This is a genomic window from Calothrix sp. PCC 6303, from assembly GCF_000317435.1.
In the GTDB taxonomy this organism is placed as follows: Bacteria; Cyanobacteriota; Cyanobacteriia; order Cyanobacteriales; family Nostocaceae; genus PCC-6303.
In genome coordinates this window covers 1302750-1327375 of record NC_019751.1, presented here as the reverse complement: position 1 = coordinate 1327375, position 24626 = coordinate 1302750, and the positions used below count along the sequence as shown (strand labels likewise).

General features: G+C 39.8%; 16 protein-coding genes. 8 read left to right on the top strand and 8 right to left on the bottom strand.

Features of this window, described 5'->3' with window-relative positions; translation table 11 throughout:
• Positions 1–564: 564 nt before the first annotated feature.
• Positions 565–1014, bottom strand: coding sequence for a pyridoxamine 5'-phosphate oxidase family protein (locus CAL6303_RS05435; RefSeq protein WP_015196840.1), 450 nt, complete (start codon positions 1012–1014; stop codon positions 565–567).
• A 76-nt stretch (positions 1015–1090) separates the two neighbouring features.
• Positions 1091–1597, bottom strand: a complete 507-nt coding sequence (locus CAL6303_RS05430) for a response regulator (RefSeq protein ID WP_015196839.1) — start codon at positions 1595–1597, stop codon at positions 1091–1093.
• 534 nt (positions 1598–2131) lie between these two features.
• Between CAL6303_RS05430 and CAL6303_RS05420 the strand changes: the two genes are divergently transcribed.
• Positions 2132–4444: an NACHT domain-containing protein gene (locus tag CAL6303_RS05420; RefSeq protein WP_015196837.1), complete on the top strand. Its 2313-nt coding sequence runs from the start codon at positions 2132–2134 to the stop codon at positions 4442–4444.
• Between the two features lie 111 nt (positions 4445–4555).
• On the opposite strand, the gene petA is transcribed toward CAL6303_RS05420, so the two are convergent.
• Positions 4556–5557 (bottom strand): cytochrome f, encoded by a 1002-nt coding sequence (gene petA, locus CAL6303_RS05415; protein ID WP_015196836.1) that lies wholly within the window; start codon positions 5555–5557, stop codon positions 4556–4558.
• Between the two features lie 172 nt (positions 5558–5729).
• Positions 5730–6269: a cytochrome b6-f complex iron-sulfur subunit gene (petC, locus tag CAL6303_RS05410; RefSeq protein WP_015196835.1), complete on the bottom strand. Its 540-nt coding sequence runs from the start codon at positions 6267–6269 to the stop codon at positions 5730–5732.
• Between the two features lie 480 nt (positions 6270–6749).
• Between petC and CAL6303_RS05400 the strand changes: the two genes are divergently transcribed.
• Complete coding sequence (locus CAL6303_RS05400) at positions 6750–7061, top strand: DUF3067 family protein (RefSeq protein ID WP_015196834.1); 312 nt, start codon at positions 6750–6752, stop codon at positions 7059–7061.
• Between the two features lie 39 nt (positions 7062–7100).
• Here CAL6303_RS05400 and tatC read toward each other — a convergent pair whose 3' ends face one another.
• Positions 7101–7889 carry a twin-arginine translocase subunit TatC gene (gene tatC, locus CAL6303_RS05395; RefSeq protein ID WP_015196833.1) on the bottom strand — a complete coding sequence of 263 codons (789 nt, stop codon included), beginning with the start codon at positions 7887–7889 and terminating at the stop codon, positions 7101–7103.
• Between the two features lie 1247 nt (positions 7890–9136).
• Here tatC and CAL6303_RS05390 point away from each other — a divergent pair.
• From CAL6303_RS05390 to CAL6303_RS05365, 6 genes are all read left to right on the top strand, one after another.
• Entirely contained in the window at positions 9137–10483 is a 1347-nt protein-coding gene (locus CAL6303_RS05390) for a P-loop NTPase fold protein (RefSeq protein WP_015196831.1), read from the top strand.
• On the top strand, positions 10447–15672 hold the full coding sequence (locus CAL6303_RS05385; protein ID WP_015196830.1) for an eIF2A-related protein: 5226 nt from the start codon (positions 10447–10449) through the stop codon (positions 15670–15672). Before CAL6303_RS05390 ends, CAL6303_RS05385 begins: the two co-directional genes overlap by 37 nt.
• A 122-nt stretch (positions 15673–15794) precedes the next feature.
• Positions 15795–16808, top strand: a complete 1014-nt coding sequence (locus CAL6303_RS05380; protein WP_015196829.1) for a hypothetical protein — start codon at positions 15795–15797, stop codon at positions 16806–16808.
• A gap of 290 nt (positions 16809–17098) precedes the next feature.
• The gene (locus CAL6303_RS05375) at positions 17099–17998 is read left to right on the top strand and encodes a carbohydrate ABC transporter permease (RefSeq protein WP_015196828.1); all 900 of its coding nucleotides are present in this window, start codon (positions 17099–17101) and stop codon (positions 17996–17998) included.
• A 217-nt stretch (positions 17999–18215) separates the two neighbouring features.
• Positions 18216–19211 (top strand): zinc-dependent alcohol dehydrogenase family protein, encoded by a 996-nt coding sequence (locus CAL6303_RS05370; RefSeq protein WP_015196827.1) that lies wholly within the window; start codon positions 18216–18218, stop codon positions 19209–19211.
• A 163-nt stretch (positions 19212–19374) separates the two neighbouring features.
• Positions 19375–21528 carry a pentapeptide repeat-containing protein gene (locus tag CAL6303_RS05365; RefSeq protein WP_238993819.1) on the top strand — a complete coding sequence of 718 codons (2154 nt, stop codon included), beginning with the start codon at positions 19375–19377 and terminating at the stop codon, positions 21526–21528.
• 32 nt (positions 21529–21560) lie between these two features.
• On the opposite strand, the gene CAL6303_RS05360 is transcribed toward CAL6303_RS05365, so the two are convergent.
• The 3 genes from CAL6303_RS05360 to CAL6303_RS05350 all read right to left on the bottom strand — a co-directional run bounded on the left by CAL6303_RS05360 (position 21561) and on the right by CAL6303_RS05350 (position 24535).
• On the bottom strand, positions 21561–21941 hold the full coding sequence (locus CAL6303_RS05360) for a type II toxin-antitoxin system VapC family toxin (protein WP_015196825.1): 381 nt from the start codon (positions 21939–21941) through the stop codon (positions 21561–21563).
• Entirely contained in the window at positions 21938–22165 is a 228-nt protein-coding gene (locus CAL6303_RS05355; protein ID WP_015196824.1) for a type II toxin-antitoxin system Phd/YefM family antitoxin, read from the bottom strand. Before CAL6303_RS05355 ends, CAL6303_RS05360 begins: the two co-directional genes overlap by 4 nt.
• A 177-nt stretch (positions 22166–22342) precedes the next feature.
• Complete coding sequence (locus CAL6303_RS05350) at positions 22343–24535, bottom strand: GumC family protein (RefSeq protein ID WP_015196823.1); 2193 nt, start codon at positions 24533–24535, stop codon at positions 22343–22345.
• Between the last annotated feature and the right edge of the window lie 91 nt (positions 24536–24626).

Below are 24626 nucleotides of genomic sequence, written 5' to 3'. Positions count from 1 at the left end.
GATCCAGTCTTCGTAAAAGTTGCTGCTATGATCGGATTTTGCCCAACACCAACCAAGAGGCAAAGCCATAGAGCAAATCCCAGCAATATTGTCTGAGTTAACTTCTTATACATCATGGATTTCTCCTGAAATTAGATTTTCTGGATTTGTTCCGTCAGCCTCAAAAAGAGATGATAAAAATACTCGGTAAAGGTTAGCTGATTGACCTTCGCCAAGTTAGCTACCAAAGCGAACGCTTCGCACCCCTGCAAATAAGCAAGCTACGCAATGACAAATGTATATTTAATTTTGTTGAGGTACTTAGGAACGGGAATTTAATAACATGCAATTTTGCTTGAATATGAAATGGTGCGTTACGCTTCGCTTTTCTTGGATGCCGCAAGGAACCCTACACACCCGACTCTGTGTACTTTATTTAATCCACATTCCTTAAGAAGTTCTGGAGGCTATTCCCGATGAATTGGGAAGCCCACACTGTACTGTTGGCGTTAGCCTGCCGCAGGCATAGGTCAGTGTGTGGTAGTTCACTCTATACTTACGGAGCAATAGCACACAACTTGGTGACTACTTACTACTGATTCCATCAGTGGTTCGTCCACTAATCTCAGTAGGATGGATCTGGTAGAGTGCCATGACTTCCCCGCGACCCCAGGCATCAATCCAGGTTCGATTTATAGCTGGGGAAAGGGTTGGATTTTGATTTTTGACCAATTCCATCACGCGATCGATGTCTTGTTGAAGAGTGATATGCTCGGCTCTACCTGTCACGGTAACGCTGCGCCAATGCTTTAGATCATGAACGTCTTCTACTTGCAAGCAGACTTCTGGATTAGCGTCCATATATTTGGTCTTCATGCCAATTGTGGTGAAGATGTAGATATTTGGCTCTCCAAAATAATACTGCATAGGCACAACGTAGGGATGTCCTTCAAACGTGCAACCCAAATGTCCATGTCCTACTTTCTGTAAGAAATCGTGCATCTCTTTTGTGCTCATTTCATCGATATCTAACATAATTCTCCGGAATAAAGATTTAATTGATTAATCGATTCACAAATGTATTATGGATAGTGTTTCAAAAATGTTGATGCTAAGTTAGATTTAACTGCTTTTCAAGGCTTGGTTCATTCTGTTTAGAGACATTACCCAAAATCCGTTGAGCGATTGCATATGAAGACTGTTGGCAAATTGCTAAACAGTCAAGCATGGTAAGGAACTCGTCAAAATCCAGGGGTTTGGTGAACCATATATCAAACCCAGCATTCAAAGCACGTTGAAGCATCTTTTCATCGACATAGCCAGTCACAGCAATGGCTAGCACTGCTTCTCCTCGCTCTCCAGCTTTGGTTCTTACTTCTTGAATTAGTTTATAGCCATCTTCGTCAGGTAAGGCAAGGTCACTTAGGAGGACATCAGGTTGCCATTGTCTGAATGTCTTCAGAGCAGACTGGGCTAGAAATGCCGTTTGCACCTCCACACCATAGAATTCCAGTAGCAGCGTTATCATGTAACAAAAATCGACGTTATTATCTACAACCAGTACTCGCAACCCTTGGAGGGATGAAAGATTAGTAGGAAATCTATTAAATTTATACATGGCAGTCCCAATTGTGATTTCAGGTGCAACAATGCTAAAAAATCTGGAAACCCTAGGGAGAAGTTAACCGGGCGTAGGGTGACTGATGTCTTAGGAGTAGTCAAGAAATAACTTTTACACTTCGGAAGTTAACTGGAAGAGCATTTCTAACTCAATCAATGTCAAGGTTATTTTGTTGATAAGCCCTATACTGATTGATTCCCCTGTATCATGAGAGGGTGCCGTTTCATTTCTGGGTTGATTTGCTTTATTTGCTTCAGTTACGACACAAAAAGTAAGAAAATAGAACTTACGCAGTGATATTATGCGATCGCGTAATGTCATCTCTAGCAGATCGTGATTTGGCTACCCTTCAATCGAAAGCAAAATTATTGGCTATTCATACTGAGAAATTTCTACTACCACTTAGAAAGTGTATCTCTAACTTTTGTTTGATTTAAATTTAGCCAGTAATCCTATAATTAGAGAATCTATAAAGTTTATAGTGTTGGTAAAAATTGAAGTTATAAATTTCCATTATGAGTTTTATATTTTATGGTCAAGCGATCGCTGCAAGCATCACTTACCGGAATTCAAGAGTCTAAAAGAGCATTTGCCCGGAAGGGGTGGACTCAGGAAAATTTGGCTTTTGAAGTCAACTTGAAAACTCGACAACCAATTTGGCGATTTTTCAGTGGTCGTCCAGTTGAACGTCATATTTTTTTGGAAATTTGTTCCATATTGGAACTGAATTGGCGGGAAATTGCTGCCGATCCCCCAGATGAATTTTTAGATCGGATCGAAGTTCCCCGGGTTCCAACTCTAGATATTGATGCCTTAGTTCAACAAGTGCGATCGCAATGCCGGGAAAAAATTCAAGACCAATGTGGGATATTACAATTATTAGATATCGGTCATCCCGTTGCGATCGATGACATATATATTGATGTCAATATTCTAGAAGAAATTCCCAGTCAACAATGGTTAGATATCTCTAACCTGCAAAACATTAATCGAGAAGAATTTGACCGCTTTGGCTTAGGTGAGATTGAGCAAAAACAAATACCAGGTATGCAAGCAATTGAAACCTACTCCAAGCTGAGGGTGTTGGGTAAACCAGGAGTAGGTAAAACTACTTTCTTGCAACATCTCGCTATTCAATGTAACCGAGGCATATTTGCAGCAAATCTGGTTCCTGTTTTTATCGTCTTGAGGAATTTTGTTGAAGAGTCTAGGATCAGCGGCGAGTTCAGCCTATTAAGCTATATTCGCTCTTACTTTCTCACGTCTAGAATTTTAGACCCCTCAACCATTGAAACCTTGCTTCAGGCAGGCAGAGTTTTAGTGCTGCTTGATGGGATGGATGAAGTTCTTAACCAAGAAAGTAATGCTGTTTTAAGGGAAATTCGCAGGTTTTCGGACAAATACCACAAAAATATATTTGTAGCAACCTGCCGAACAGCAGCTCAAAAGCTAACAATCCGAGGCTTTACCGATGTTGAGGTTGCCCCGTTTACCCAAGAGCAAATTACCACCTTTGCTCGAAAATGGTTTGCAGTATTCAGCAAAACAGGTAATCAAGCTGGGCAAGTACAGTCTGGTAAGTTTATTCAAAAGCTGGACTTACCTGAAAACTGGCAATTTCGCCAACTCGTCATCACACCCCTATTTTTGCATCTTGCTTGCTGGGTGTTCCATGGTCAAGAAAAATTTCCCACTAAGCGGACTGATTTCTATAAGCAAGGGTTAGATCTGCTTTTGGGAAAATGGGATGAAGCTAGAGGTGTTGAACGAGATGACGTTTACAGAGGATTTTTACTACCACAAAAGCTCAAATTATTGAGCCAAATTGCAGCAGCAACCTTTGAAGAGGGTCAGTACTTCTTTGAGCAACGTGTAATTGAGGAATACATTGGTGACTATATTCGGAATTTACCTGATTTACCAATGGAGCCAGAGGAACTGCAATTAGAAAGCGAAGCGGTGCTAAAGGCGATAGAGGCACAACATGGGCTACTAACAGAACGAGCGCGGGGAATTTTCTCTTTCTCCTATCTAGCATTTCAAGAATACTTCACAGCAAGAAAAATCGTCGCTAGTCATAACCTCCAAGCATTGGAGCAAGCTTTGGGAGGATTAGTTAGTCACATCACTGATCCTCACTGGCGCGAAATCTTCCTGTTGACATCTGCCATGCTGCGGAGTGCAGACGGGCTGATGCAGTTGATGAAGCAACACATTGATGCACTCCTCGCCCAAGACCCTTACCTACAAGAGTTTCTGACTTGGGCAAGCCAAAAATCTAGTAATACCCCGTCGCAACCAAAGGTTGCGACAGGACGGGCATTTTACCTTGCCCTTGCCCGAACTCCCCACATAGCTTCTCATTTTGCTTTGGCTTGTACCCTCGATCAGGGGATGTTTCTGGATGTGGTATTAGATGATCTATTGCTGGAATGTGCAATTGATCGAAGCCAAGATTTTGCCTATGCTCATGCCTGTGGAGATGCTCTCGGCAACATTTTAGGTATCGTTTTGGATGCTGGACTCCATAAATCCCTGCAACAACTGAGGGAAGAATTACCGAATCCAAATCAAAACCAAGAAAAATTTCAAGCCTGGTGGCAAATACATTCTTCAGCCTGGGTTGAACAATTAAAAACGACGATCGTTAATTATCGTCATATTGATCACCACTGGCAGTTTAGCAAACAGCAACAGCAAACCCTGCAAAGCTACTACGATGCTAATCAGCTACTGCTGGATTGCTTGAATAGCAATTGTGAGGTGACAGCTAGTATCAGGCATGAAATTGAAGCAACTTTATTATTGCCGACTAAGGAACTTGAAGAGCGGGAATGGCAATAGACTTGTCAAAACAAAATAAAAGACAGGAATAAACCTGTCTTAAAGTCAATAGTCAAACTTCCATTTGACTGGAAATTTGGCATATTATTTAATTTTAAATCTAGAAAAATCCTAGAAATTCATTTCGGCTGCTTGGACTTTCTCTACTTGTTTCTTCTTCAGAACAAGCATGATTTGCGCCAACATGGTTAAGCAAACAAAAGCGACTAACCAACCAACACGGCTAGCGTCTTGAAGGACGATTTCGGCATCTTTTTGACCAAAACCACCAACATTAGGATTATTGGTGAGGAAATCACCAGCTTTTACAGATTGACCTTCTGATACAATTAGCTCTGGTCCAGCAGGAACTTTTTCGGTGACGGTTTCACCAGATTCTTTCTGGATGTTAACTGCATATTTCACATTACCATCACCATCTTCTTCCTTAGCGATTTTGGTAATAGTACCAGCAGCAGGTGCTGTGTATTGGTTATTGTTGCTTCTTTCGCCTGTGGGGTATACTTGTCCGCGTCCACGGTTAGCACCTAAGTAAACAGGATATTTACCAAAGTGAATACTTTTATCGGTTGCGGGGTTAGGAGAAAGAACAGGGAAGACGATTTCCTGGTATTGTTCGCCAGGTAATGGTCCGACGATGAGAACATTATCTTTACCGTCACCGTAGGGTTGGAAATAAACGTCACCAACTTCTTTTTTCAATTCTTCAGAGATGCGATCCTCTGGAGCAATTTTAAAACCTTCTGGCAACATCAAGACTGCACCGACATTTAAACCTACTTTAGAACCATCCGCACCAACTTGTTGGAGATTGGTATCGTAGGGAATCTTAACTACCGCTTTGAATACTGTGTCGGGTAGTACAGATTGGGGAACTTCGATTTCCGAAGGTTTGGCTGCCAAGTGACAGTTTGCACAAACGATTCGTCCTGTCGGTTCGCGGGGGGTTTCTGGGTAGGTTTGCTGTGCCCAAAATGGGTAAGCTGATGCTGCTTGGGGGAAAGCAATGCTACTGCCAAAGAAGAATGTGACAGATGCGATCGCAATTAGCAACGATTTGGTAATTGCTGTAGTCCAGCGGCTTAAGTGCGCTGTGGGGGTGGCTTTTCTCATCTCAATAAGGACAAAGAATTTCTGATAATGTCTAGATAACTTGAAGTCAACTGATTTAGAAATAGTTTTGAGCGCTAAGTATAAGTTCTGAGGGATGAATGCTAGTACAAGAAGGTCTAAATTAGCTTCTAACTAACTCTTTTCTCTGAAACTTTCACTCTTTGCTGTCAAACTATGACCACCAGGGTTCTTCCTCGGTACGGAAGTCGGTTTCTGTCCAAGAGGTGAGTGAGATTTTGTCGTCTTGAACGGCAGCATGGCTCAAAGCCAAAGACCTTGGCGCAGGACCGCGAACGACCTTCCCTGTAGCATCATACTGTGAACCGTGGCAAGGACATTTAAATTTGTTTTCTGCCGCGTTCCAAGGAACAACGCAACCCAAGTGGGTACAAATCGCGTTAATTCCATAGTCGGTGATGGTTTCTTTGCTTTCGACGACGATGTAGGTGGGGTCGCCTTTCAGCCCTTGAACGAGAACGCGATCGCCTACGTTGTGGGAGTCCAGAAATTGGCTCACACTCACGTCATTACCTAAAGCGTCTTTTGCGATCGCTCCACCACCACCTGTACCACTAGCAGGGGGAATAAAATAATTGACAACGGGATACAATGCTCCCAAAGCTACACCAGTTACAGTCCCAAATGTGAGAAGGTTCATGAACTGGCGTCGCCCCATATCGGGAACATCCATCGATTCTGAAAATTCAGCCATGATCTCAGCGCTTTTTTGTATTTTGTTAACAGTTGGATTTGAGTTCTAGTTTTTCTTGAAACTCTTGCCGAAATTCAACAAGAGGCAGGGGGCAGGGGGAAAAGGAGCAGGCGTTCCCAGAGCGTCAGCCGACGGGGGGAAATAACTTCCACGCTTGCCGACAAGCGTTGCCGAATATGGGTTTGATTTCCCCGCTTTTGCTGAGTGGTTATCGTACCCTTGCGTGGAAGCAAGCCACAGTTGGGATTGAATCCCCCGCTTAGTACTACTCCCCCTGGCTCCCTGCTCCCTACCCCTTTTCCTCTTTTTCAAGGTGCTAAGAACCAACGCTATGCCAGAATTCTCCCTTCAAAGTTATTTCTAGCATCTTTTATGGTACCATTACATTTCTTTATATTCCTATCATACTTGAGTCACGTAAATTAACATCATCAAGAAATGTAAAATTAGAGGTGAGAAAATTTTACGAACGAGACAAGAATGACGGGACAAGAATTGCGCCAACTGTTGCTTGATAGATGGGGACGCTCCTATGATGTCCAGTTACGTCGCACACAGGGAAAAATATTCTTACAAATTATGTGGAAATATATAGAACAAGCTTCTTTTCCACTCAGTGAATCAGAATATCAAGAGCATTTGGATAGTATTGCTAATTACTTAAACGCGATGGGGGGAGATACCCAGGTAAAAATATTTATTCAGGAAACGCGGGAAAAACCACGCTTGGGTAAAGCTGTAAGTGTTCCTCTGGATTTGGGGGAACGGGCTGGGGAGTGGCTAATTGATTAGGATGTAGAGACGTGAGATGTCACGTCTGTCTATATTCTGTTACTTCCCAATTAATTTCACAGCACCAATTCCCCCAAAATACAACACCAACACTGCACCAGCTAGTAAACTCTGGGTTAACGGGTCGGTGGAGGGGGTAATAATTGCACCTAAAACAACCGCACCGATAATTACACTCCTCCAACCGGAGAGCATTTGCTCGGATTTGACAATTCCTAGTGCTGCTAGCAGAAATTGAATCACGGGAATTTGGAAGGCTAATCCGGTACAAAAAAGTAATGAGAGAATAAACTCAAAGTATTTTTCGATTGACCATGATTGTTCCACTACATCAGCGCCATAACTGATGAAGAAGTTTAAAGCTGCGGGTATGAGTAAATAGTAGGCAAATACTAACCCACCAAAGAATAGCAAGCTGGAACCTAGCATCACAGGTAGGATTAAGCGGCGTTCCCGTCTGGTTAACCCAGGGAGAACAAATTGGATGATTTGGTACAGGATAAAGGGACTCGATAGCAATAAACCTGTGTAACCTGCGACTTTGAAAGAAACAAAGAAAAATTCCCCAGGTGCTAGCTGTAAAAATTTGATACCTTGAGCGGGAACTTCTAGTAACTGAACCAAAGGTCGGACGAAAACGAAACAAGCGATCGCACTCACGACCAAAAATATCAGTGAGTAGAATATCCTGCGTCGCAGTTCCTCTAGATGATCGAAAACTGACATCTCCACTTCATTTGGCAGATCGTCTAAGGGATCTATCTCAGAATTCCCATATTCTTCGAGTTCTATACTCGATGCTGTCGCTGTGTCATGGGTATTAGTCATGGGTGTTAGTCATGGGTCAAGGAGCAGGAATGCTTTGTTAACTATTGTATCCAACGCTGCCACTACCACAAAAGATTTTTGTCAAATCTGAGGATTTTTCCGGTTGCTTAAGGGTTTAGACTGCATATGTAAGTAGAAAGCAGGGTTGTAAGTATGCTTGACATTTATGAAAGATTCTAATCACAAAAATGGTTTGTGATGCTGCTACAGATTAATCTTTCTCAGGCAAGAAAATAACACTATTTTTCTGCTATTTTGCAAACTTATCTACATCATCATAATGTATCTATTGTTATCTAGTAAATTTATTTTTCCGGAGTTTTTATGCATAGGATATTTTACTTAGTTACGCTTATTCTACCAGCAATTATTTTGAGCATTGGTAGTAGTAATTTTAATCAGGTTAATTTATTTATAAATAGTTTTATAGATCCCAACTCAGCCGAGAGTCTTAAAAATCAGGTTCAAAGCCCAACATATCTAAATCCATATCTAACAGCAGCTAGAGATGATCGTATGGAAGATTGTTTGAGATCAGGAAACTGCAAAGATTGATACATATTCTTAATTAATTATATTTTAATATTAGTTAAATTATTGGATTTATATATCAAATTTTATTAGGAAAATTTGACTGACTTTTTCATGGCTTTTAACAATCTAGAACAATAAATAATATTTATTTTTTAAGATATCTAATCACATATTGGGGAACCAATTAAAACTGATTAAGTCCTAGATAAAGGGTATTTTAACTAAAATTTTGAAGCTTGGCTTTATTTTTTAAAAGCGAAATATTACCCAAAATAAGTGAATTTAGCTTAAATTGTGCTTATTATCGCTATTTATATTTATTTTGTTATTGAGAAAAATATTAATACTTACTGAGTCAATAAAAAGGGGTAGTCTAATCATGCATATATTTTTTATTTATAAATCAATTTACTTATTCAGGTGACTTTAGACAAATTAAATAATAGTTTTGTTGACTATTTTTCGGTAATTCTTATTTACTGAACTAATGAATATAGTACAAAAATGTTTAAAGTTTTCAGATATTTTTTCGATCAAAAATAAATCATATCATTGAAATTTTGTAAAGATACCTATTAAGGAAATCCGGAATCAGTCGATTTGAATGTGTGGTTGGAATAGAAGAAAAATAAATAAACGCAGGAATTATAAATAGGAAATATACTTACCCTGCAAAACGTTAAATTATTTTCCCGAAGCAAATGAGATTGGTTATGCTCAAAGAAGATTTAAAGAGATTCTATCAGGCATCCAATCCGAGCAGACCGCTAATGATGGGAAATGCTGTAGATCGCCAATACTATATCGATTTTGCAGAAGTAAGGGGTGGCAAGATCATCGAAGCGTTGCAGCGCACCATCACCCGGATTTCGCCGGATATGCCAACGTGTCAGTTATTTACAGGTCATATTGGATGTGGAAAATCCACCGAATTGTTGCGACTCAAAACTGAGTTGGAACAAGAAGATTTTCATGTCGTCTATTTTGTTTCCACCCAAGTTTTGGATGTGGTGGATTTAGATGTTACGGATATTTTGCTAGCCATCGCAGGACAGGTGAGTGAGAGTTTGGCAGCGATGAAAATCCAAATCAAACCTAACTATTTCACCCGTTTATTTGGGGAAGTTGTGGATTTTCTACAAACACCGATTGATTTGGGAGTTGAAGCTGAGTTATCGGTGGGAATTGCCAAAATTACGGCTAAAACCAAAGAAAGTCCGAAGTTACGGCGACGTTTGCGGGATTATTTGGAACCCCGTACTGAAAGTATTTTGCAATCTATCAATCAGGAGTTGTTAGAACGGGCAAACAAAGAACTGATTTCTAGAGGTAAAAAGGGATTAGTTGTCATTGTTGATAACTTAGATCGGGTAGATATTCGGCTGTTGCCTTCGGGACGTTCTTTACCCGAACATTTGTTTATCGACAGAGGCGAACAACTCAGCAAACTTAACTGTCACGTAGTTTACACAATTCCCCTCGCCTTAACTTTTTCCAACGATAGCGTGCAACTTCAGCACCGCTTAGGGGGAGGTATTGCCCCGAAAGTGTTGCCGATGATTCCAGTACGTCATCGCAATGGAGATATTTTTGCTCCAGGTTTAGATTTAATGCGAGATTTGGTTTTAGCACGGGCTTTTCCGAATATTGCCCCTGGTGATCGGCTAAAGTTAATTACACAGGTCTTTGATAACCAAGACAGTTTGGATCGGTTGTGTTTAGTTAGTGGTGGTCACGTTCGGGATTTACTAGGGCTGTTATTTGACTGCCTGCGGGAACAAGATCCGCCATTCGATCGTGATTGTGTGGAACTCGTGATTCAACGACACCGAGATTTTCGGGCTAATCCCATTGATAAGCACGAGTGGGAATTAATTTTTCAAGTCGTGAAAGAACAAAGGGTGAGGGGAGACATTGAGTATCACACATTACTACGTAGTTTGTTTGTATTTGAATACCGAGATCGCCAGGGGGCTTGGTTTGCAGTTAACCCAGTTTTAGCCGAGACAGAGAAGTTTAAATCATGGTTGGAAAACACCCAGCAGCAGAAAGTATCGTAGCCGGAAACGAGCGCGCTCTCAAAAGTTTGCAAAGAGCGATCGCATTTTCCCAAGGAGAGTTTTCTTTGTGTTTGGTGTGCTGTAACTATGGGGTATTACGCGATCGCGTAATCCAACAACTGAGGCAAAACGAGGAACCAGGGGACAGCTTAAATTTAGCTCAGGTGTTTCTACCATCCAGCGGGATGAGTTTGTATTCCACCATCCATAACCAATTGGGTGATAATCATACGGATGCATTACTAATTTTGGGTTTGGAGTCGGTGGCATCGTTAGATGATATGCTGCGAACCATCAATCAGATGCGGGATGAATTTCGCAAAAGGCACCAATTCCCGATGGTGTTTTTTGTGAATGATGAATTACTTGGGAAATTGCGGCGATTTGCCCCCGATTTTACCAGTTGGGCAGCAACTCCGATTCGCTTCGAGATGACAACATTAGAATTACGGGGACTACTCCAGGCAAAAACCGATGCATTGTTTGCCGAAATCTTAGATATTCAAAACACAGTTGAGCGCAAGCGTGATTTCCACACTACGTTAGGGGAAATCTGGGACTACAGCAGCTATGAGTTTCGCTGTGCAATTAGAGAATTACAAAATCGTGGGATTGATTTAGAGCCAGAATTAGACGCTTCATTGGCATTTGTGGCAGGTTTAGATGATTATGCTAGTGATCGCGTTGATCATGCGATCGCGTATTTTCAAATCAGCCTCAAATATTGGCAAACCCAAACAGACAATCAACCAATTCCTTCCCCACAGTTTCCCCCTATTCCCCCATCTCCCCAGATGTTGCGGCAAGGAGTAGTAATTTATTACATTGGCTTGTGTTATCTACGTTTAGCTGAACGTACCCACCCAGAACATCGTCAACGGTGGCAGCAAGCAAAATCTTATTTTCAACGCTGTCTACATGTGTTTGAATTGGCACAGCGTGAAGATTTGATGGCTCAATTTATTGGGCAGTTGGCAGAGGTTTTACAGCAACTAGAAGAATGGGATGAGTTAGAGAAGGTAGCAAAACAATCACAGCATCTCCATGAAACCTATGGTAGCCACATGCATATGGCATGTGATTATGGATTTTTGGCACGGGTAGCTGAGAAAAAAAAACAGTGGATGCAGGCAAGTCAATATGCCAGGGTTGCCCTGTGGCAGTTGTATGAAGCCAAGAATAAAAATGATATTCAAGAAAACCTCTTTCCCTGGTTATTGGGACAAATATATCGCTTAACCCTGGCTCAGGTATTGCGAGAATTGGGAGAGGCGAAAATCGCCCAAGAACAACTAGATTTAGCCACTGAAGAACTAAATACAGCTTTAGAAAACAGTGATTACCGTTACGATGCCTTGAGATATATTAGGCTTTTGCGGGGAATGCGATCGCTCTATTTCCAAGCAGGGCTATATTTGGAAGCATTCTATATCCGACAACGCAGACGTTCTGTAGAGCAACAGTACGGCTTACGGGCATTTGTTGGGGCAGAACGTCTCCAACCTCAACGCCAAGCCACAAGCCCTGTATTTGGCTCTCCTGTACCCGATGGCAGTGTAGCATTAGAAATTACTGCCTCTGGAAGAGAACGGGATGTCAATAATTTAATTTCCCGAATTAGCCGTCCTGATCACAAAATTACCGTAATTCATGGACCTTCGGGAGTCGGAAAAAGTTCAACTGTCACCGCTGGATTGGTACCAGCATTGCAACAACAGGCAATTGGTGATCAGATGGCTATACCTATAGTTTTATCTGTTTACACCGATTGGATCAAAGAATTAACCAAAGCAGTCACCGATAATTCCCAATCCAAAATCTTTGACAATCACAACAAAATTGGTCAAGATTTTCAATCCTTAAAGATTTTCAAACCAATTCCTTTAACTCACTCTAAACTAAAACATGGATCTGTTAGCCAAGTTACCCCAGTCAATTCTACAGCTAAAATTATTCAACAATTAGAAGAAAATGGTCGCAATAGCATCATTACAGTTTTGATTTTTGACCAATTTGAAGAATTTCTATTCAGTTGTGTAAATTCTGCAAAACAACAGGAATTTGATCGCTTTTTGCGAGATTGTTTAAATGTGGCATTTGTAAAAGTAATTCTTTCTCTGCGGGAAGATTATCTACATCACCTATTAGAATTTAAACATTTGGCTTCTGTAGAACCCATAAATAATAATATTCTCGATAAAAACATTCGCTACGAATTAAAAAATTTCTCCCGTGAAGATGCAAAAGCTGTAATTCAACGTTTGACGGCACGCAACCCGGAATTATACGGCATGAGGCAACCGTCCGGGTATACTCCCCAAGCTGTATCTCACCTAGAACCAGAACTAATTGATGCTATAGTTGAGGATCTTTCGACTGAATTGGGAGAAGTCAGACCAATTGAATTACAAGTAGTTGGTGCCCAACTTCAAGATGAACGAATTGTCAGTTTGGAGAAGTATCAACAATATCGACCAAATAAATTAATTGAACGTTATATCAGGGAACTAATTCGAGATTGCGGCAAGGAAAATGAACAAGCTGCATTACTAGTTTTATATTTACTCACAGATGAAAATAAAGGTCGTCCCTTTAAAACCCGTGCGGAATTAGCTGCGGAATTGGAAGATTTGGAAAATGTCGAAAAGTTGGAATTAGTTTTAGAGATTTTGGTACGTTCTGGTTTAGTTGTACTTTTTCCAGATGTTCCCGAACGTTATCAACTAATTCATGACTATTTAGTACATCTGATTCGCTACATTCAACAAGCAGAATTCAGCCTCCAAGAACAAGTGAGGAAGCTTCGGCAACAGGTACAAAGCCGGGAACAAGAAGTCGCCAAATTAGAAAGTGAACTGCGTCGAAATAAGCAACTAGTTAAACAACAAGAAACCCAAATTCAACCGGGTGCGGATTTATTAACTGAACTGCGGGAACTGCGAAAACGCGAAGAACTCAGCCGTACCATTAGTGAAAGGTTGGTGGCTGAATTAGAACAGCAAAAACTCCAAGGGGAATTAATCGAGAAAGAAAAACAACAGATTAATCAAGGCAAGGTTAACCGCATTCTCAAAACAGCTTTAGCAGCTTCAATTTTTGGTATCTTAGCTTTAAGCGTCTCCATTGGGATGGCAGTCTACCAAGGTAGACGAACTGCAATTACTGCTACCCTTGCCGCTAGTGCCTCTAGTGAAGCCCTATTTAATTTAGGTCATGATATTGATGCAGTGGAAGAAGGTTTACGGGCTGGATACAAACTGCAAACTGTTTACTCTGCCGATATCATAACTCAGCAAAGTGTCAAAACTGCTTTATATCAAGCTGTTTATGGTATGGGCATTAGGGAAGTTAATCGAATTAATGGACATGTGGGAGAAATTAACTCTATTGCTTTTAGTCCTAATAGTTCTTTAATTGCTTCAGCCAGTAACGATTACACAATTAAATTGTGGCAGGCAAACGGCAAAGAATTACACACTTTGCGAAGTCATAAAAAGCGAGTTAGTAGTGTGGCATTTAGCCCTGACGGGAAAACAATAGTCTCAGGAAGTGCTGATAGTTTAGTGAAGTTGTGGGATATTAATGGCAATTTAATTAGAACATTTACACCTCACGGTGGTGTGGTTAGTAGCGTTGCTTTTAATCCTGTTGATAAAATTATCGCCTCCGGTAGCATAGATGAAACTATCCGGTTTTGGAATTCCCAAGGAAAAATTCTGGAAACTATCTCAGTTAAGGATGGGGGAGTCAGGAGTTTGGCTTGGTCTCCCGATGGACAGATTTTAGCCTCGGCAAATAATAATGGAACAGTGAAGTTATGGGGTCGTGATGGCAAATTATTAGCGACTTCCAAACGACATACCGACCCAGTATTAGTTCTAGCTTGGGCACCAAATGGTAAAACCCTAGTATCAGGGGGTTTAGATCAAAAAATTAACCTTTGGCAGCGTGACGGTAAATGGTTACGGACATTATCGGGACATCGAGGTGGGGTGACAGGGATTACTTTTAGTCCAGACAGTCAAACTATTGTTTCCAGTAGTAATGACAAAACTATTAAACTTTGGACTCTAGATGGAGTTTTGCAAGAAACCATCAAAATAAGTAACAGTTGGATGAATACTGTTACTTTTAGTCCTAATGGGAAAACTTTGGGTTTGGGAAGTCGAGATGCGGTGATTAGTTTGTGGAGTTGGCAATATGCACCACTGAAAAAAATCTCTGCACATAAAGGCTATATTAACAAGTTGAGTATTTCACCCCAAGGTGATTTAATTGCCTCTGCTGGGAAAGATGGAACTGCAAAAATTTGGGATATGCAAGGAAAATTTTTACATCTTCTCACCCAAGAAAAATCAGAAGTTTTAGATGTGAGTTTTAGCCCTGACGGGAAAACTTTAACTTCGGCAGATAAAGATGGCGGAATTAAATTGTGGAGTCGTGATGGCAAACTAATTAGGACATTCACGGGACATAAAAAAGCTGTGTATACTGTTGGTTGGTCTAGTGATGGTAAATTCCTTGCTTCCGCTAGTGGAGATACAACAATCAAACTCTGGAATCCTCAAGGTCAGGAAATATCTACACTATCTGGACATACTGATCCTGTAAACTGGGTGAGTTTTAGCCCTAATGGTCAAATAATTGCTTCTGCTAGTGATGACAAAACAGTGAAATTGTGGACTCTTGATGGTAAATTAATCAAAACATTAACAGGACATAAGCGTCCAGTATTTGCAGTGGCTTGGTCTAGTGATGGTAAAAACCTTGCCTCTGCTAGTATTGATAGTACAGTTAGGTTATGGGACTCTGAGGGAAAAGAAAAAAAGATTTTTAAGAGTGGTGGTGAAAGCTCGATTAATGTTGGTTTTAGTCCAGATGGTCAAACTATTTTCACAGCTAACTCGGAAAAATTGCAACTGTGGAATCTCAAAGGTGCATTAAAGATTGCCATCAAAGCCGATTGGGATGAGTTTACTAGTATAAATTTTACACCTGATGGCAAAACTATAGTTAGCGGCAATGCCAACGGGGAGATAGTTTTTAGGGACACAGTAGACTTAGAACTCGAAAGTTTACTGAAACAAGGCTGTAGCTTTTTAAAGGATTACTTAGATAATAACTCGATTCTGGCATCAAGTGATGCCGATGCTGGTAAACAACGATCTTTGTGTCCCATAAAAAATTGATACAATGTGCGATACTCTTGATGTAAGTGAATATTGCGTTAGCGGAGCTTAACGAAGTTATCGCGCTTTAGAATTAAAGCTAATTTAAATAAGATACACATCCAAACATACGGAATTTTTTTATGAAGAGTGAAGATAAGGCAAAACAAATTATATCGCCTTGGTGGCGCTTGCCTGTTGAAACTCTATTTCCGGATCAAAAGTTTGATGGACAGTTGCAAAACCCTGGGAATGAGCAAATTTTTGATTTTGATGACGTAATCGCATCCGCAAATCCAATCGCCAAAATTACCCAAGAAATCACTTACTACCCAGAAAAAGATCAACAGGAACTCTTTGCTATATTTATTTCTGGACTGGGACAACGCGAACACGAATCTTCAAGAAGAAGTCGTAGATATGCAGAGAAACTTGCTACAGGGATTGTCAATTTGCATAATGCCTCTTTTTTGAAACAGTATCCAATTATTGGTTTTATTAATCATTATCTGGATTGGATTAACGCAGCTTTAGATAGAATTGGTTTATCAGGTAGCTTCGTAATTGTCAATGCAGCAAAGTTAATTAATTATGCAGTAGAAAATAATATTACTTTAAATTTTTCAGGTGATAGCTTAGGGACAATTTTATTGGCAAGGGCAATTAGGCTTGCTAAGAAAAACTTTGTTAACAATCATGCTTTGATGTTTGATTTTCCCACAAGGAAAATTCAAGAAAAAATTTGGGAAAACCGCACTAGTAAGTTGATAAATGTCTTCTTATTTGGTAACGGTTATCGTCAGTGGGTAAAGGGTCCAAATTACATTATGGTTAATATTCAAGGAGATCCTTTGACAGATAAATTCGGAATCACACCCCAAAGAGCAATTAAACAAAAACGAGATGATATCAAATTTTTAATATTTCCCCGTTTGTTTCCAGAAGGTAGCTTTGAAGCTCATAATATGATGTTTACTAACGAACTTCTACGGCAAACTTTCATCAAAAATGAAATTGAAGTTGGTGATTTTTTCGGCTTATATAATAAACTTAATCAAGGCACTCTAGTTATTGCATCAGCAGATGAAGTACCTTGGTCTAGTGATATCAAAGATTATACATGGAATCCAGATAGTCTCAAATCAATTACATTTTAGTAAATTTGCTTTTTTATGGTGTAACATAAATTTGCTTTCCTGCCTCCAAGACATTCAAACCCGACATTCCTATAGAAATCGGGTTTGGTTTTTGTTGGCGTAGCCTGTGCTTTGCACTTAAAAATTTAAGTATATGTAGGGTGTGTTATGTCTTTAGCCTAACGCACCAAAATTCGGAAGAAGGTGCGTTACACTTCGTGATAACACAACGCCAGTCACCTTATGTCGGGGAACCCGCCAACAGTGCTGGCTCCCCTACCTGTGTTTCATAAATCAAATATGAGTCCTATATGCAACATTTTATCAGCAAGGGTAGAATATCTATTCCTGCAAAACTTACACCTTATCTATTTTTATTTCCATCTCTGTTTGTTCTGGGAATTACAGTCTTTTTACCTGCATTCCAAGCATTTTATTTAACGTTTACCAATATTACAGAAATTGGTGGAACTCCTGAATGGGTAGGTTTTAAAAACTTTATTCGGCTATGGAATGACCGCATTTTTTGGCAAACTTTAGGTAATACTCTACTTTATATCACCATTGTTGTACCAATTTTAGTGGTTATTCCTTTAGGTTTAGCTATTTTAGTCAATCAAAAATTACGAGGTATAACCTGGTTTCGAGCGGCTTTTTATAGTCCGGTGGTTATTTCTATGGTGGTTGCTGGGATTGCTTGGGGTTGGTTATATGAGGAGAAAGGATTAATTAATAGTTTACTCAAAAGCGCGGGTATTGTAAAAGAAGGGATTAATTGGTTAGATCCGCGTTATGCAATTTTTAGTGTGATGGCAGTGACTGTATGGAAAGGTTTAGGCTATTACATGGTGATATATTTAGCGGGTTTACAATCTATTCCCGCAGATTTATATGAAGCTGCATCAATTGATGGTTCGGATGGAATTCGTAAGCATTTAGATATTACTTTACCTTTAATGAAACCATATTTAGCTTTGGTATGTGTGATGTCAGCTATTTCTGCAACTAAGGTTTTTGAAGAAATATATATTATGATTCCGGGTGCTAGAAATAGCTCTAAAACTATTGTTTATTATTTATATGAGCAAGCTTTTAATAATTTGGAAATTAGCTATGCCTGTACAATTGGGCTAGTTTTATTTTTCATAATTATGGTGCTGTCAATTTTACAGTTGCTATTTAGTCGGGTTACGAAACATTCAATAGGGTGATTATTTACCCAAAAACTTCTAAATAAACCTTGCCTATTTTGAAAACTGTAGTTTGCAATCGAAATTGTGAGTAGGCATAGCCAGCCCTACGGGCTTATGCTAGTCTGCGACAAGCCGCTATGCGTCTACGCAATGACAAAACTCCACTTTTCATAATTGAGGAGATTTAGATGCTTTGCTAAACTACAATTAAAATTGATTTTGGGAGGAGACAAACATGAAAGCAATGATGATGACTGCACCCGGAAATCCTGAAGTGTTGCAGATGCAGGATGTGCCTAAACCTTCTCCAGGAAATACTGATATCTTGGTAAAGTTGAAAGCGGCAGGTATTAACCCCATTGATGTGAAGTTGCGATCGCGTGGAACGTTTTATCCTGATTCAATGCCTGCTATCCTAGGTTGTGATGGTGCGGGTATAGTTGAAGCTGTAGGTTCACAGGTAACGAAATTCCGCGTAGGGGATGAAGTATATTTTTGTAATGGTGGTTTGGGTAAGCATCAAGGTAATTACGCAGAATATACAACAATTGATCAAGGTTTTGCAGCTTTAAAGCCCAAATCTGTAAGCTTTGCATCTGCCGCTGCTACACCTTTAGTTCTAATTACAGCTTGGGAAGCTTTGTATGAAAGAGGACGCTTAGAACCTGGGGAAAAGGTGCTAATTCACGGGGGTGCTGGTGGTGTGGGACATGTGGCGATACAATTGGCAAAGCTAAAAGGTGCCAAGGTTTGTACCACTGTTAGTTCAGATGAGAAAGCTAACTTTGCTCAACAACTTGGTGCTGACTTGGTAATTAACTACAAGCAGACTGATTTTGTTCAGGCTGTTTTAGACTGGACACAGGGAGAAGGTGTTGATTTAGCTTTTGATACTGTTGGTGGCAAGGTTTTAGAACAGTCTTTCCCAGCAGTTAGGGTATATGGGGACATTGTGACGATTTTGGAACCCAAAGCAGATACTGTGTGGAAAGTAGCACGAAATCGGAATTTGCGGGTGGGGATGGAATTGATGTTGACACCGATGCAGTTGGGAATGCTGGAAGCACAACAACATCACGGGGAAATTCTCGCAGAATGTGCAACTTGGATGGATGAGGGTAAGTTAAAGGTGAGTGTGAGTCAGGAATTTGGGTTGACGGAAGCGGCAAAAGCTCATAAGTTACTAGAAACTGGGTCAATGACAGGTAAAATTGTTCTACTGATTGAATGATGAATGATAGGCGGCATTGAATAATTTAATTTTTGATTTAATTTTTGATTTTGATTTATTTTTTAAAAACGGAGAATTACGGAGAAAGCTAGCAAGTTTTCTCCAGAATATATTCGGTGTCATATTATTTTTTCTAAAGCCGCGTGTGTTTTTATTTGGGTTAATTTGCCCAATCTTAATCTCTTCATTTTTACTACCTTTACCTGTTAATGCACAGTCACAATCAGAACGTGTTGATTTGACAGTTGAGTTACTACAAACTCGGATACATAATCCTGTACTTCATGAGGGTAATCTGACGATAGATTTACAGGGAATGGTGATTGATTTAAGACCCGAAAATTCTCTGTTTCGAGATACCTTCTATCAGTTGTTACGCAAAGAACTCCAAAAAACAGGTACAAAACCTTTAGGATTAGATTTAAGTAATTCTTTGGTGCAAGGTGATTTTATTGGAACTGATTTGGGAGTCAGAACAACTTTATATCCAGATAATATTTCTCCAAATTTTACAATTACTGAGCAGGAACAAATCCAACATCTACGAGATGTATGTTTAAATTATTTGACTTTGGCTTTACCTAGCGCTAAAGATTGTCGTTCTTTATTAGGTAATGGTTCCCCGAATAATCATAGTGATATTAGTGTGTTTCGCAGTCCTCTAAGCATAATTAAAACCCGCTTTAATGGCACTGTACAATTCTCTAATACATTTTTCCTTCAGCCTTTAGATGCTCAAGGTGCTATTTTCAATCAAGGAGTAAATTGGAAAGAGTCAAGATTTAGCCGTGAGATAAATTTTAATAATACATTTTTTCGGAAAATAGCAGATTTTACCAGTACTATATTTTTTGATCGGGCAGATTTTAAAGAAGCACAGTTTCAGGAAACAGCTTTATTTATTAATAGTGACTTTGAAGAAAATGTTAATTTTTCCCAAGCAATTTTTCAACAGATAGCAAAATTCAGCCGTGTGAGATGGTGGGGAAATACTGATTTTTCTCAAGTCAGATTTGCCAATCAGGTACAGTTTACAAAGGGATACTTTCATCAATTTTTACTATTAGCAGAAGCCACATTTGAGCAAGCAGTAACTTTTAGAGAAGCACAATTTAATCGTGTTGTGACATTACGCGGTGCTAGTATTCTCAATCAAGCCGATTTTAGTGATGTTAGATTTGCCCAAAAATCATATTTAAATGTGTCGGGATTGGGTTTTAATTCCAATCAAGCCAAAATTTTAGGTAATCCTGGTGAAATTGGCAAAATGTTGTCTGTTTCTAGTTTACAAGGGAACCAAAATGTGCTTAGAAATTTAGCTCAAAATTTCCGACAGTTGCAGCAAATTGCAGATATGAACCAGTTGGAATATACTAAGCAGCAATTACGGTTGGTGGAGTTAAGTCGTCGCTTATTCGGGACAAATATTAATAGCGCTTCTTTAGAAAGATTAGCAGATTTAGGTTTTTCCCAGACACAAGCAAAGGCAATAATTAACCATCGGCAATTGGAAACCTTTACCACCAAAAATGAGTTACTTACCTTACCAGATGTTGATTTTGAAACCTATATTCAAATAAGCGATCGCATAAACGTGGGAGAACCACTATTATTGGTGGGATGGTTACTGCAAGCTTGGACTTGGTTTGCCCTGTCATTATTGCTGTTGCTATCTGGTTATGGTACAGGTTTCTGGCTGGTGTTCGGTGTGGGCTTGATTGCGATCGCATACTTTGGTTTAATCTATTGGTTGATTGATAAGTTTCGTCGCTTACTTCCTAAAGCAATTATCCCCACTTGCTACGAAACCACGTCAATGCTAACTAGTTTTACAGTTTTTACATTTTTCGGATTGTTGGCAATTTTTCGCAACGCTGAATTCCCTTGGTTGACATTGGGATGCTTGCTATTAATTATCGTCCCAATCCCCATGATTTTAGTTATGCGTCTCTACCAGTTGGGGAGATTTCACGAAAAACTTGATGTATCCTACTTTTGCGAAGATGGAACCATGCGACAACTGAGGTTACTAATTGGCAGATTGCCCGTTATACCTAGGAACCAATCATTCCGCGATCGCTATATGCCAATTCTCTGGGATAAACGGTGGAACTGGCTCAACTATTATGATTTTAGCTTGAATAATTTACTTCGTATTGGTTTTAATGATATTCGTCTACGGGATGAATTTCTCCCCGGTATCATTGCAACTTTAGCTTGGTATCAGTGGAGTTTGGGCGTACTTTTTATTACACTGTTGTTATGGACTCTTTCCCGCACCATTCCTGGATTGAATTTATTGATTTACTTGAAATAGTGAACTAAAATTAATCTAGATATCTGCTCTAGCTACCACAATCGTTGAATAGAATAAGCATCAAAGGCTACATCGGCACTGATGATGGGAATGTTCTCTACCATTGCTTGAGCAATTAGCAAGCGATCAAATGGATCACGATGATGTAGGGGTAGCTTAGAAATGATGGCAAGGTGTTCTGTTGAAATATTTAAAAGCTCGATTCCATTGGCAATAATCTGTTGCTCAACCAACGTTTCAATAGACATTCCCAGATTCAATTTACCCAGATTCAATTTAATTGCAATTTCCCAGATACTCGCAATGCTCACTAGATTATCGTTATTCTCAATCTGCAAGCGTATTTCGGAAGTAATTCTCGTATTTCCGCTTGCAAACCAAATAAAACTGTGAGTATCCAACAACTGTTTCATTCCATGTATTCCCTGAAATCTTCCAACGGTTCGTCAAAGTCTTCTGAGAGTGTAATCAAGCCTTTAGCACTGCCAAACCGTGGACGAGGTTTTCGAGTTGGTTCTAATGTAGCAAGACGCACCACAGGTTGATTATCCTTTAAGATAACAACTTCCTCGCCCTGCAATGCTGCCTCAACCATATTAACCAACTCTGCCGATGCTCCTGTTAAAGAGATTTGCATAGTCACCACCTTTAAAATCTATGCTCCGATTCTATCAAGAATGAGATTTTTTAACCATGTTTGGGCGTTTAAGTCACCTACCTAAAGACGACAGTCCGTTTTGCTTCGGAGTTAAATCCCCGTTACAAAACAGACTTATTACTTGTTACTCATTACTCATTACTCATTACTTGTTTTTTAATCCACTATTCCCGCAACTTGAACTTGACTCAAGCTGTCTTGTGAATAATATTCATCATTAAAGTAGTAGTAACTGTGGTTTTCGTTTCTCGGATCAACTGCATTGACAACTTGCCCTAGGACATTTTGACCAGATTTTTTGAGTAAATCCTTCGCAAACCCCGCACTACCAATATCAGCCACTCCTGGACGCACTACAAATAATACACCATCTGCCATTTGACCCAATGCCGCAGCATCAGCTGCAACGCTAATTGAGGGTGTATCAATAATCACAAAGTCAAAGTTAGCAGCAAACCTTTGAATCAACGTCGCCATCCGCTTGGAGTCTAAAAGCGAAGCTGGACTGGGGGGAACAAGCCCGGAGGTGAGAACATAGAGATTATCCATGACTTGGGTAGTTGCACCCCACATATCCGATTGCCCAACGATAACGTTACTCAAACCCTCGCTGTTAGGTAAATCCCAAATTTGGTGCTGTGAGGGACGGTGTAAGTCGCCATCAACGATTAATACCTTTCGTTCCATTTGCGCGATCGCCATTGCCAAATTCGCCGCCACTGTGGATTTACCTTCTTTTGGCACAGAACTAGTAACAACAATTACTTTTAATTCCTTATCTGCACTGAGGAATTTCAAGTTAGAGCGTAACATCCGGTAGGCTTCACTAATGGGGGAACGAGGAGTTTCTCGGACTACAACCCGTGGAACTGAAGTATCTACATTATTACTAGGTATGAGGGATGATTTTTGTTTATTTAAGGCAGGAATTACACCCAATAAAGTCAATTCCATAAATTCTTTGGCTTCATCAACATTCTTGATGAATTTGTCTCGGCTTTCTACTAAATAGATGGTTGCTAAGGAAGCTAATAAACCTAATAAACCTGCACTCAAATAATTAACCATGGGAGAACCCATTGCTTCATCTGGAACTTCAGCTTGGCTAATAATTTGAGCATTGCCGAGATTTTGACTTTCAGTAATGCGGCTTTCCTGAAGTTTTTGTAGTAATGAAGAATAGGTTGATTGAGCAGCTTGAACTTTCCGTTCTAACTCTCGTTGTTGCTGTTCTAATCTTGGTAAACTTTCTAATCGTTGACGATAGGATGCTTCTAAACCAGATAATGTTGCTAATTGGCTAGCTAATCCTAAGCGTCTGGATTCTAACCCCACTAATTCTGTAGAAATTTTTTGTTTTAAATCCCCAGCTTGGAGATTGCCCAAGGATGGGACTTCGTAACTACCAGAAACATCACCAACTCGGCTTTGCAAGATACTTTTTAAAGCTGCTGCTTTATTCTGTAAATTAATAATTTCTGGATGTGTATCCTGCAAAATAACACGTCTGGTAGCAAGTTGTGATTCTAATTCATGAAGTTCTTTAACTGCATCTTTAACCCCCTCCGATTGGCTCAAGGAAGTCATTGCTACTGCTTGTTGAGAATTCACACCCAGCATAGCGCGAGATGATTGTGCTTGGGCGCTAGTATCGGCAATTTGGGATTTTATTTCATTGATTTGCCTCTGCAAATCCTTAACCATTTCAATAGATTTAGTTGCCTCTTCCTGTAGTGAAACAAGTTTATTTTTCTCTTTAAATTCCCTTAATTCTGCCTCAACTTTCCGCACCATTAACTCGGCACTGGGAACTTGTCTTTCAAGGAATTTGCGTGCGGCTGTAACTGTACTTCGATGGAAAGCAACATTATGCTCTACATAAGAATTCATTACACTGTTAACAACTTCAGCTGCGCCTTTAGGATCATTACCGCTGTAGGCAACTTGCAAGATATCAGTTCCCTTGACATCTTTTACCGATAACTTTTTGATAAATTCACTAGATTTTAGTGGCAACCCTTTATCGTCTTTCAAATTTAGGGTATTAATGGTTTTATTGACGATTGGTAGGGAACGAATTACCTCAGCTTCTGTATTGAGGGGGCTAGTTTTTTGATCTTGGGCAACAGATTCTAATTTCCCAACTTCTGTACCAACACCTGTCAGGGTAGAAATCCCATTATTCCGTTGAAATTGGAGTTTTCCTTCAGCTTCGTATGTTGGTTTTTTTTGAGATGAAGCTATCAGCGATAGTAGAAATATTGGGAAGAATACACCCAATCCTGGAACCCAGCGTCGCTTGAGAATATGCCAGTATTTATCAAAGGTGAAAGATTCTTGATTTTCCATTTGCTTCTATTTTGCCTTCGCTGATAATAATTTATTTCTTAACAAGAAAGATTATAAGGAATTTTATGCCACTATTTTTAAATTTATTTAA